11 protein-coding genes are annotated in these 11,554 nt (G+C 50.9%); 1 reads left to right on the forward strand and 10 read right to left on the reverse strand.

Features of this window, described 5'->3' with window-relative positions:
• Positions 1-4 precede the first annotated feature (4 nt).
• The 9 genes from prfB to crcB form a co-directional block, all read right to left on the reverse strand.
• Positions 5-1,157, reverse strand: a protein-coding gene (gene prfB / locus TDIS_RS07355) for a peptide chain release factor 2 (protein ID WP_208595685.1) whose coding sequence is annotated in 2 segments (ribosomal slippage) — positions 5-1,078 and positions 1,080-1,157 — 1,152 coding nt in all. Because the reading frame shifts where the segments join, the coding sequence is not laid out codon by codon here.
• Between the two features lie 11 nt (positions 1,158-1,168).
• Positions 1,169-2,494 carry a phosphate signaling complex protein PhoU gene (gene phoU, locus TDIS_RS07360; protein ID WP_068670870.1) on the reverse strand — a complete coding sequence of 442 codons (1,326 nt, stop codon included), beginning with the start codon at positions 2,492-2,494 and terminating at the stop codon, positions 1,169-1,171.
• A gap of 148 nt (positions 2,495-2,642) precedes the next feature.
• Positions 2,643-3,419 carry an ATP-dependent sacrificial sulfur transferase LarE gene (gene larE / locus TDIS_RS07365; RefSeq protein WP_068670872.1) on the reverse strand — a complete coding sequence of 259 codons (777 nt, stop codon included), beginning with the start codon at positions 3,417-3,419 and terminating at the stop codon, positions 2,643-2,645.
• Positions 3,419-4,615, reverse strand: coding sequence for a homocysteine biosynthesis protein (locus TDIS_RS07370; protein WP_068670874.1), 1,197 nt, complete (start codon positions 4,613-4,615; stop codon positions 3,419-3,421). The genes larE and TDIS_RS07370 overlap by 1 nt, the downstream gene beginning before the upstream one ends.
• 22 nt (positions 4,616-4,637) lie before the next feature.
• Positions 4,638-5,234 (reverse strand): CBS domain-containing protein, encoded by a 597-nt coding sequence (locus tag TDIS_RS07375; protein WP_068670876.1) that lies wholly within the window; start codon positions 5,232-5,234, stop codon positions 4,638-4,640.
• Positions 5,235-5,299: 65 nt separating this feature from the next.
• Complete coding sequence (locus TDIS_RS07380; protein ID WP_068670878.1) at positions 5,300-6,010, reverse strand: sulfite exporter TauE/SafE family protein; 711 nt, start codon at positions 6,008-6,010, stop codon at positions 5,300-5,302.
• Positions 6,010-7,272: a histidine--tRNA ligase gene (gene hisS, locus TDIS_RS07385; protein ID WP_068670880.1), complete on the reverse strand. Its 1,263-nt coding sequence runs from the start codon at positions 7,270-7,272 to the stop codon at positions 6,010-6,012. The genes TDIS_RS07380 and hisS overlap by 1 nt, the downstream gene beginning before the upstream one ends.
• The gene (locus tag TDIS_RS07390) at positions 7,265-7,606 is read right to left on the reverse strand and encodes a DUF190 domain-containing protein (RefSeq protein ID WP_068670882.1); all 342 of its coding nucleotides are present in this window, start codon (positions 7,604-7,606) and stop codon (positions 7,265-7,267) included. Before TDIS_RS07390 ends, hisS begins: the two co-directional genes overlap by 8 nt.
• Positions 7,603-7,977 (reverse strand): fluoride efflux transporter CrcB, encoded by a 375-nt coding sequence (gene crcB, locus TDIS_RS07395; protein ID WP_068670884.1) that lies wholly within the window; start codon positions 7,975-7,977, stop codon positions 7,603-7,605. The genes TDIS_RS07390 and crcB overlap by 4 nt, the downstream gene beginning before the upstream one ends.
• 219 nt (positions 7,978-8,196) lie before the next feature.
• Here crcB and TDIS_RS07400 point away from each other — a divergent pair, with 219 nt between their 5' ends.
• Positions 8,197-9,684 carry a multiheme c-type cytochrome gene (locus TDIS_RS07400; RefSeq protein WP_068670886.1) on the forward strand — a complete coding sequence of 496 codons (1,488 nt, stop codon included), beginning with the start codon at positions 8,197-8,199 and terminating at the stop codon, positions 9,682-9,684.
• A 53-nt stretch (positions 9,685-9,737) separates the two neighbouring features.
• On the opposite strand, the gene TDIS_RS07405 is transcribed toward TDIS_RS07400, so the two are convergent.
• Positions 9,738-11,447: an FAD-dependent oxidoreductase gene (locus TDIS_RS07405; protein ID WP_068670888.1), complete on the reverse strand. Its 1,710-nt coding sequence runs from the start codon at positions 11,445-11,447 to the stop codon at positions 9,738-9,740.
• Between the last annotated feature and the right edge of the window lie 107 nt (positions 11,448-11,554).

The following is an 11,554-nucleotide window of genomic DNA, read 5'->3' on the forward strand; positions in this document are numbered from 1 at the left end:
CTCTTTAGGCTGCAAGTTTGACCTCCTCTTCCTTCTTCTCGGATTTCTCGGCCTGAGAGAGAAGATAGGCCCGAATAAAAGGATCTATCTCTCCGTCAAGCACAGCCTCCACGTTCCCGGTCTCAAAGCCCGTCCGGTGATCTTTGACCAGACGATAAGGCTGAAGAATATAGGATCTAATTTGGCTTCCCCAGGCGATTTCTTTCTTTTCACCAAGCAATTTCGCCTTCTTTTCCTCGAGTTTTCGGCGCTCGAGTTCGTAAAGTCTAGCCTTTAATATCTTCAAAGCCGTAGCCTTGTTCAAGTGCTGGCTCCGTTCGTTCTGGCAGCTAACCACGATACCGGTAGGAAGATGGGTAATACGAACAGCGGTCTCGGTCTTATTTACATGCTGGCCTCCGTGCCCCGAAGCCCGCATGGTTTCTATCTTGAGATCTTCAGGCCGAATCTCGATCTCAATATCCTCCTCGATCTCGGGAATTACGGAAACCGAGGCGAAAGAGGTATGCCGCCGACCACTGGCATCAAATGGGGAAATCCTTACCAGACGGTGAATACCCTTCTCGGACTTGAGATAACCATAGGCATAAGACCCTTCTACCGTAAAGGTCACATACTTGAGCCCGGCCTCTTCTCCAGAAAGTAGGTCCACCACTTTTACCCGGTAACCCCGCCTTTCCGCCCAGCGAACATACATCCTAAGTAACATCTCTACCCAGTCTTGGGCCTCGGTTCCTCCGGCTCCGGCATGAATGGTCACGATCGCACTAGAAGCATCGTGTTCACCCGAAAGGAGAACCTTTAATTCCTCTTCGGCTACTTCCTGGTCGAGCTCCGCCAGCCCGGACTTAACCTCAAGAAGAGTACCCTCATCCTTTTCTTCCAGAGCTAATTCAAACAGGACCTTAATATCTTCGTACTTTTGAGTAATAGCTTCCCAAGTAGTCAGCAATTCGGATATACGAGCCCGTTCCTTGAGGACTTCCTTGGCCTTAGACGACTCCCAAAAACCCGGTTTAACGGTTTCCTTCTCAAGGGCCTGGAGCCGAGACCTTAACCTCTCCGGGTCAAAGGCACCTCCTTAGGTCCGAAAGCTTATTTTCAAGCCTTTCAAGTTCGGCTTTGATTTCAGCTGGCTGAAGAGCTACTTCTTTCATAACCTCCTCCTTTAGGCCTTCGCGATCATGGCCCGCATGAGATCGGCCGCGTTTTCCGAGCGTCCGGAAATTTCACCTATGTATTCCAGTAGCTGGAGTAAAAAATAAACTCTTGAAAAATCGGTATCAAGGGCAAAGACCTCCCTTTTGATCTCGGTCGAGAAAAGATCGTTTTCGTGTTCGCGACGTCGTATTTCGCGCACGATTTCCTTGGCATCCTGTCTGGAAGCCTCATCCCCCCTCTCGATGTACAAACGAGATTTCTCAATAAGAGGCCCCAAAAACTCCGCAGTCTTCACATTTTCTTCAAGAAGTTTCAAAATCTTGGAGGACAGAACCTCCGGGACGGCAACTTGCTTAAAGGTTAGCCATTTCAGGATGTCTTCCGCAGCATCCGCTACAGCATCCTGCTCTTTAAGATACAGAAACAATTCGAACTTATCCACCGGCGTAATAATGCCATAGGGTAAATGTCCTCTTATGTTTTGTTTTAAGCGATCGGCTTCCCTCTCGATATCAATGATGTCCCGAGAAATCTCCTCCAAACGCTCTTTATCTCCCTTAAAGTAGGCCTCCAAAGCCAGGGGCAAACGCTCCGTGCACTCAATCACCAGCCTGGCATGCCTTTCAAGAAGATCAAACAGATAGGGCTTCTCTTTCTCTTCCGTTTTCTCAGGAAGGACCTTCTCATGTTTCACCACTTTCCCTTCTACGATGTAAACAATTTCTTCCGCGATATTGGTGGCCAGATCCGCCACCCTCTCAAGATTCTGAGCCACTACAATATACTCCACCCCGATCCTGGTGGTCTGAGGATTCTTCTCCATGCAATCCACGATTTTCTCGATCACCAACTTTTTGTAACGATCCACCTCATCATCCCAGGACTTTATCTCCCGAGCCTTTTGGGCATCTCGGCCCACAAAGGCATTGATGACTTCTTCGAGCATCCGCAGGGCCTTACGGGCCATCTCTGAAAGATCAACGGGACAGGTAAAGACGTGCGGTAAGGCTAAAAGACGCGGCACCCTCTCCGCAATATTTACTGCCTGATCTCCCAACCTCTCCAGATCTCGGATCATATCCAGAGTAGAAACCACGAAACGAAGATCACTAGCCACCGGATGTTTAAGAGCAATGGTTTCCAGACAAAGCCTGTCAATGGCAACATCCAGGGCGTCCACCCGCATATCCTGAGCGATGACCTTTTCGGCCAACTCCGGGTCCCGCTTCTCAAAGGCCGTAACCGCCGATCGCACCATCTCCACCACCAGACGGCACATCTCAAGGAGATGGTTGCGAATATCCTGTAAATTTTTTTCTAAAAGGACACTCATCGAAACGCTCCCCTTACCCGGCCTTATGAAAAAGTTACCTGAATTTGATCCCCGGGACAAGGTTTGAGCTTGTTCTTGTTAAAGAATATAAAAAGAAGGGCTTATTGAACCGAAAGAATATGCCCCAAAAACTATAAAAAGCCTTATTTCACGACTTACGCCCGTAACCTTCCAAGTCCAGTGATACCTTTTTAAAGCCCAGTAGTTTCAAGGATTTGACCCAAATTTCTCTATTATAAAAAGCCCTCTCAAGGGCCCCTTCCGGGACCTCTACCCGGGCTTCTCCTCTGAGATATCTCACTCTCAAAGGTTGCACTTTCAATAAGTCTTTCAACTTCCTTTCGGCCTCATAGACCATTTTCAAGGCCTCCTCGGTCACGGGTTCTCCAGGAGGAAAACGGGTAGCCAAACACGGCGAGGACGTTTTTTCAGCCTGGGGAAGTCCCAGTTTTCTAGCCAGTTTCCGCACCTCGGTCTTGTTAAGCCCTCCCGCAAGAAGAGGGCTTTCTACGCCCAGTTCCTTCAAAGCCCTTAAGCCCGGCCTATCTTCAAAAAGATCGTCCAGTTGGGTCCCGTCCCAAACGGCTTCAGCTCCCCAGGCCCTGGCCACTTCGTAAAATTTCTCAAAAAGGGCCTTTTTGCAGTGATAACAGCGATCAGGAGGATTTTCCCGAAAGGCCGGGAGACTGAGGGGCTCAAATTTTACTTCATAATGTTCAACTCCAAGATGGCCTGCCGTCCTCCTTGCTAGCTCGCTTTCCTCTGGGGGGAAGATCGGCCCCGTGGCGGTAATAGCGAGGACGGAGTCCCTTCCCAAAGTCCGGATGGCCAAAGCTAGGAGAACGGCACTGTCCACCCCTCCGGACAGGGCCACCGCCACTCGACGGTGGCCCTCAAAGACTTTCTTTAAGCTCTCCGGAATCACTAGCCTGAAGATCTAAAAGGGAAGAGATCAGCCCCTGGTATGGGGGCCACCGGTTCAGTAAGGAGCATCTCGCCTTTCTTGATCCAATCTTTTAGGATCTCGGCAATTTCCTTGGCCCGAACATAACTCGAAATGGGAACCGTGGGCACTTCCTTATCCAGGACCTTGATCTTTCCGCTCTTGAGCTCGGCGTAGCTTACGATTCCATAGTTCCGCTTGATGCCGTTGGGGTAGTCGTAAGCATAGTCCACTACCTGGGTAAAAAGATCCTCATCACCCAGACCGGCATACATGGCCACTTCTTCGTTCAGAATGGGGATAGGAATACCTAGCCCCACGGCCAAGGAACAACCATAACCCAGGTGACTAGTGCCCACGATCCAGCGCGGATCCATCTCCTTAAGGTTCCCGATTACCATCAAGGTAGCCCCCGGAGTAAGGGGAGCCCCTTTCTCCGTGCGTTTAACCTTCATGTTGTGCTGTGTCCCGGCCCAGATCACATACCCTTTGGCCCCACCTAAGAAAATCCTAGTACCGATCCCGATGGTCTTGAGATAAGGGTCTTTCAGAAGGGGGGAGAGTTGACCGGCAGTGGCATAATTGGCGTTGGCCGCCTTGGGACGCAAAATCCCCATATAGGTATAAATGGTTTTATCAGAAAGGTTAATGGCGCAGTTATAGTTCTGATAGGCATTGCGGGGATTGCAGAGCACGGCGTAGGGGAGATCCTTGAGGGTGATCTCAGCTTCATATTCTTTGCGTGGATAACAGTGAGTGCCGTAAGCCACGGCCTTCAGATAAACCTTCTTGCCGGCCACCAGATCATGAATTACGTGTCCCCCACCGTAACGGAACTCGCCCGGGAAAACTTTATTTAGGGGATCGTCCTCCACAGGCTCCGTAGCCCCGAGGTAAATGTCTACGGCCGCAAGCCCGGCGTAGGCCGGAACCCCGTTAAGCCACACCCGGTAGGCCTTAATAGTGGGTACAGTGTGCCCAAAGTTGATGAAGGCCCCGGAGGAACACATGGGCGAAAAGGTCCCAGTGGTGACCACATCCACCTCGCGAGCGGCCTCCTCTGGCCCTACTTCCTTCACGATTTTTACCATTTCCTCCGCGGTCACCACCACCGCTTCCCCTCGCCGAATCTTCTCGTTGATCTCGTCAATGGTTTTCCGTACCTTGAACTCCCCCATAAGACGCCTCCTCTAAAGATATTCAGTCCACCACCGATATGACCCGGTGGCCAGCCACCTCCAGGGCCGAAGCCAAAGGTTCCAATGGCATGCGTTCAAGGCGGATAAAGTAGATCTTCTCGCCACTCGGTTCCACATCCATGCCAATAGAGATCACCTTTCCTCCGTGGGCGCGGACGATCTCAAGGACCCCATCAAGGCCTTCCGGCTCTCGAGGAATAACGTCAAGCCGACTGCTCGAACGCAAAAGTCCCATAAGTTCAATAAAGGCCTCCAGGATATCCGTAATAGTGATGATCCCCACCAAGCGATCGCCTTCCACCACCGGGAGACCGCCGATTTTGTGCCGATAAATGATCCGGGCCGCCGCATCAATGGTGGTATCCGGGGAAACCGTGATGGGATTAAGGATCATGATCTCCCTAAGAGGTTTCCCTAACTCCTCTGGCCGGGCATACTGGCGAATAGTACTTTCGGTAACCAACCCCACCAATCGCCCATCTTCCACCACCGGAAGGTGTCTTATGGAATGGAGTTTCATGAGCTGCACCGCCTTCTCCAAGGAGTCCTCTGGAGAGACCGTAACCACCTTTTTTATCATCCAGTGCCTAACCTTCAAAAATAGGCCCCCTTATTCCTTATTTCCCCTCAATCTATTCTGATTGTAGTCTTTTCGCAAGAAGGCTAAAAAGCCCTAAGAAGGGCCGCCAGAGCCGAAAGGAAGAGAAACAGATGTATAACACGATGATAAGAAACCTCGCCTATCCGACGATAAAGTCCTTGGCCTAAGGCCATCCCGAAAAGAACAGCCGGAAGATAGAGCAGATAGGCCTTCAAAGTGGAATCCCCCAATCGCCCGTAAAGTCCATGGGCCAGAATCATAAAACCCACCATGACCATGAATACCCCCTGAAGAGCACTCTTGAGCTCGTCCTTTCCCACTCGCAGTAGATTGACATAAATCACCACCGGTGGCCCAGGGGTGTTGAGCATCCCGCCCAGAAAACCGGCCATAAACCCGAAAACCGGGCCCCAAAGTGGTGAAAGCTGTATCTTCCTGAATCTAGGGAAACATTCCCAGAGACAATATCCTGAGACCGTAAAGAAAAGGACAAACCGCAGGATCTTCTCCGGAAAAAGGCTAAGGGCCTCGGCTCCCAGAAAGATCCCCGGAATAGCTCCCAGGAGAAGCCCCAATACAGGTTTCAGTCTAAAGCTTCTCCTCATAAGCCAAAATAAAATAAGGTTCATGGTGAATCCCCAAAGAGCGATCACCGGAACAATTTCGGAAAGGGGACGAATTAGGGAGAGTAAAGGGACAGCCAATAGAGCAAAAGCAAAACCTGCAAGCCCGTGAACAAAAGCCGAAAAAAAGAGAATCAGGGCCTCAAGCATTAGAATCGCAGATCTATCAAAATACGATTGACAAGATCGGTAAGATTTTCAAAAGGAAGAGGCTCCTGAGTCCTGGTCTCAAGATCCTTAAGAAGGGCTTCTTTTTTCTGGAGTTCATCCTCGCCAAGGATCAAGACCTTTCTTGCGGAAAGACGATCGGCCTGCCGCAGGAGGGCTTTGAGACGGCGCCCCTCGTAGTCGGCCTCTACCCGGATACCCCTAGCTCGCAGACTCCGGGCAAGTCTGAGAGTCACCCGAGCAGCCTCTTCTCCAAGAGGGGCGATAAAAAGCTCAGGCGGACTTTCGAGTTCCGCAGGAAGCTCAGAAACCAGAAGCCACCTCTCTATACCGATGGCAAAACCCACCGCCGGAGTATCCGGTCCTCCAAGGGCGGAAACTAATCCATCGTAGCGCCCACCGGCAGCTACCGTATCCTGAGCCCCGAGTCCTGGGGCTTTGATTTCAAAGATGGTCCGCGTGTAGTAATCCAGGCCCCGGACCAGCCTAGGATTTACTTGGTAGCTCACTTCGGCCTCGGAAAGGTAGGCTTTAAAAGCTTCGTAGTGGGCACGACAGTCTTCACAGAGAAAATTGGTAAGCTCGGGGGCCTCCCGATACTCAGCCTGGCAGACTTCGTTTTTACAGTCCAAAGCCCGCAAAGGATTGCGTTCGGCCCGTCTCTGACAATCCTCACAAAGACGCTCTTTACGAGCAAGGAGAAACTCTCTCAGTTCTTCCCGAAAAGGCACTCGACAATCTGGACAGCCCAATGAGTTTATTTCAAGCCTTAAATTCCGGGCTCCACCGGCTTCAAGGATATCCAAGGCCATCACTACCAGTTCGGCATCCGTACCCGGAGATTGGGCGCCAAAGACTTCCACATCAATCTGGTGAAACTGACGCAGTCGGCCTTTCTGGGGACGTTCATGTCGGAACATGGGACCAATGGTAAAGAGTTTAATAGGCTTGGGACGGTTGTGTAAACCATGTTCAATAAAAGCTCTCACTATGCCCGCAGTGGCTTCCGGCCGCAGGGTCAACCTTTCCTGATTACGATCCACAAAGGTGTACATCTCCTTTTCCACAATATCAGTGGCCTCGCCAATACTGCGGGCAAACAGTTCAGTCTTTTCCAAAATAGGAACCCGGATTTCCCGAAATCCATAGCGGACAAGAATCTCTCGGGCTTGGGCCTCAAGCCAGCTCCAGGCCGGAGTTTCTTCCGGCAAAATGTCCTTAAATCCTCGTACAGACTTAATCATTTTCACAGGGAGGATTCTTATGACAGATGGTATAAAGCTCGGTTACGGTAATCATACCCCGGGTAAGGATTCTCTCAAGCTCGGGAAGAATGTCCTCCACCTTCTCTAGGGTCTCAACAACCTCTATTTTCAGAGGCAAATTCTCCGAAGCCCTAAGGAGGCTTGCAGAGTGGACTTTTTTATCCGGCCCGTAACCATAAACCCCTTTAAATAGGGTAAGTCCGTGAATATCTCTTTCTCGAAGAAAGTCCAAAATGACCTTATAAAGGGGCTTTTTCCCCAGTTTTTCATCTTCGTCCACATAAATGGAAAGCAACACACATTTTTCTTTCATCTAATCAACACCTGAGCCAAAAGTTCTCCCAATCTTACCCCTATTATACCCAAAATAAAGCTACCCAAAGCGTTAAGAGCGGTAAGGAGCCATTCTCCACTCTTCAAAAGTTCATTGGTCTCGTAGGCGAAAGTAGAAAAAGTGGTAAAGGAGCCCAGAAAACCCACGGCCAGAAAGAATCTTACCGCCGGGCTTACATAAAGCGTTCCGGTAGCAAGACTCATGAGAAAACCCAAGGCAAACGACCCTAGGAGATTCACCGCCAGAGTACCTAAAGGAAAGTCCACCCCAAAACGGAGAAACCAACCACTTACCAGATAGCGACAGACGGCCCCGAGGCATCCCCCGAGGCCTATGTAAATCAACTTCAATCTATCCCTCCCTACCGCTGTCCGGCTTATTTATACCACTTTTAAGTTTTTGTAAATTTTTACTTTTCTTTACAAAATTATGAAATATTCCTAAATAACTATCAAAAGGAAGTTTCTTAACAATATTTCAAGACCTTGGGCCCAAAAAAGATTTGGTATTTTATATAAATGAGTTTATAACTTAATATTGAAGTCAAATCTACGCTAGGGAGAGCGACCATGAAATTAAAAAGCTTTTGGGTTTGGAGCCTGGCCCTTTTTCTGCTCGCCGGAAAGGCTTGGGCGAATTCTTCGATAAGCGAGGATACCCAAACCTGTCTGGAATGTCACGAGGCTCTTACACCAGGTATTGTAGCAGACTGGAGGGAAAGCCTGCATGCCCAGATCACTCCCGAGGAGGCCCTGAAAAAAGCCCCTCTTGCAAGACGAATCAGCACCTCTCAGGTCCCCGAAGACAAGAAAGGTGTAGTGGTAGGATGTGCCGAGTGTCATACCCTCAATCCTGACTCTCACCAGGACACTTTCGAACACAACGGTTTCAGGATTCATGTGGTGGTAACTCCCAAGGATTGCGAGACTTGCCATCCCAAGGAGGTAAAGGAATACGAGCACAATCTCATGTCCAAGGCCTATCGCAACCTCAAGAATAACCCCGTCTATCACGGGCTCGTCGAGACCTCTTTAGGGCCGCAGAAGCTAGAGAAAGGTAGGCTAGTCTATCTCCCTTCTCATCCCCTTACGCAGGCCGACGCCTGTTTTTCCTGTCACGGGACCAAGGTGGAAGTCAAAGGGTTAACCTCGCGAGACACCCCCATGGGAGAGATGGAATTCCCGGTGCTTTCGGGATGGCCCAACCAGGGAACGGGCAGGATCAACCCCGACGGTTCGGAGGGGGCCTGCACCTCTTGTCATCCCCGACACTCTTTCTCTATAGAAATTGCTCGAAAACCCTACACCTGTGCGCAGTGTCACAAAGGCCCGGATGTGCCAGCCTATAAAGTCTACGTAGTGAGCAAACACGGGAACATTTTCCAATCTCAAGGAAAACAATGGAATTTTAAAGCCGTACCTTGGAAGGTAGGCGAGGATTTCAAGGCCCCCACTTGTGCTACCTGTCACGTAAGCCTCCTGGTGGACAAGGACGGAGCTGTAATAGTGGAGAGGACTCACCAGATGAACGATAGGAACGCCTGGCGGCTTTTTGGTCTCATCTATGCCCATCCCCACCCCAAGGAATCTGACACTACTATCATAAAGAACAAAGCGGGACTATCTCTTCCCACCGAACTTACCGGAGAGCCTGTAACAGAATTCCTCATCGACAAAAAAGAGATGAAACGTCGCCAGACCCGTATGAAGAGGGTGTGCTCCGCCTGCCACGCCACCACCTGGGTGGAAGGTTTCTTTACCCGGCTTCACAAAACCATCGAGATCACCAACCAGCAGACCCTAGCCGCCACTCAGATCGTGCTAATGGCCTGGAAAGAGGGCCTGGCACAGGGACTTCCCTCGAGCATCTTTGATGAGGCCATCGAGAAAATGTGGGTGGAACAATGGCTCTTTTACGCCAACTCCGTGCGTTTTGCTTCGGCCATGAGCGGGGCTGACTACGGGGTCTTTGCTAACGGCCGTTGGTTTTTGAACAAAAACCTTCAAGCCATGAAGGATTGGGTAGAGTTCAAACGCCGGACCAAGAAAAAGGATTAACCTGCGAGGCTAAAAGAGACCCCCGGAGCTGGTATTAGCTCCGGGGGAAATCTCTAAAGTTCCACTCCCCAGCGTCTAAGGAAGTTGAGTCCGCCCGGAGGGACATAAGTATTCTTATACCCCGCAGCCATAAGCCACCGCTGAGCCTCATAAGCTCGTCGGGAAGAATTACAGATAAGAATTATGTCTTTATCCCGCGGAATCTTATCCAAATTGGCCCGCACCTTATCGTATTCCACATGGATCCAGCGTCCCGGATACTTCTTGACCAGAGGTTCGGCTTCCTTGGGATGACGCGTATCCACGAAAACCGTATTAGGATCTCCTTCGCGGAGCCTACGTAGGACCTCCTCCCAATCGATCTGCACCAGAAGACCGGTCAGAATGTTCTCCGCAGTGTGTGCTACGTCATGGATGGGATCGAGTGCGGAGTTGAAGGGCGGAGCATAGGCCAGCTCGAGCCCTATAAGGTCTTCCACCGTGGGTCTATGGGGTAAAATAGAAGATATAGCGTGTATACGGGCCAGCGTCCCGTCAGTCTTGGGCCCCACAGCCTGAAAGCCGAGCACTCGTCTGGTTACGCGGTCCACCACCAGTTCCACGAAGATAAAATCGGCCTCGGGATAGTAATGGGCCCGCTCGGTCTGGTTGTTGAGGGCGTAGATGGCGTCGAAACCCTCGGCCCGGGCCACTGAAAGCGAGATGCCGCAGGCCCCGATGGCCAGATCGAAACATTTCATGATGAAGGCCCCTACAGTGCCCGGAAACTTGGTGGGTCGGCCAGCAAGGTTGTCTCCGATCACCCGTCCCTCGCGGTTGGCTAGAGACCCCAGAGGCATGACCACTCTTTTCCCCAGCACTAGGTGGGGGATTTCTACACAATCGCCCCCGGCGTAGATGGCCGGATCTGAGGTCTGTAGCCGATCGTTCACCACAATCCCGCGGGTAAGCGGCGAAACTAAAAGTCCTGCCTTCTGGGCCAATTCGGTATTGGGCCTCACCCCGGTGGCAAATAGCACCAGATCGGCAGGATAGATACCGTTTTCCTCCACCACCTCCGTAACCTTACCGTCTTTTCCACGGATTTCCTTTATCCGGGCGTTAAGTACTACCTTTACGCCCTTTTCCCGGAGGTGATGTTCCACCATGCGGGCCAAAGGTGGATCCACCAGACGAGGAAGCACCTGATCAAAATACTCAAGCACCGTTGTCTCAACTCCCCATAGATCGGAGAAGGCCTCGGCCATCTCAAGCCCTATGGGCCCGGCTCCGATTACCACCACCCGTTCCACCTCTCCCCGGGCCAGCCTGCTTTTGATCTCTATGGCCTTGTGCAGATTGGAGATAGCAAAAACCCCGTCAAGATCTCTTCCCGGAATGGGCGGCATAAATGGGGTAGAGCCCGTAGCCAGTACCAAGTTGTCGTAAGGAATCTCGTCTTGTTTACCGGAATCGAGGCATTTTACCTTAACCACCTTTCGTTCCCGATCGATATCGGTGGCCTGGGTCTTGGTCAGCACGTTCAGGCCCTTGGCATTGCGAAAATAGTGCTCGTCCCTCAACATGTGAAAGGAGGTCTCTCGCAGTTGGTTCTCATCCGGGATATCGCCGGAGACATAGTAGGGTATTCCACATCCCCCGTAAGAAATGAGATCGTCCTTATCAATAAGAGTTATCTCGGCCTCGGGCATAAGCCTTTTGGCCCGACTAGCGGCCTTAGGACCGCAAGCCACCGCCCCGATCACCACGATTCTTTTACCCATGTTCCCCCCCTTTGCGGGATTTACTTCCTTCTTATCACTTTCTTCAGGACCTCGCAAATTCTCAAAAAATTTTTTATTAAATCATACCTACCTATATTTCCCAAAAT

Origin of the sequence: Thermosulfurimonas dismutans (genome assembly GCF_001652585.1) — a bacterium.
GTDB classification, from domain to species: Bacteria; Desulfobacterota; Thermodesulfobacteria; order Thermodesulfobacteriales; family Thermodesulfobacteriaceae; genus Thermosulfurimonas; species Thermosulfurimonas dismutans.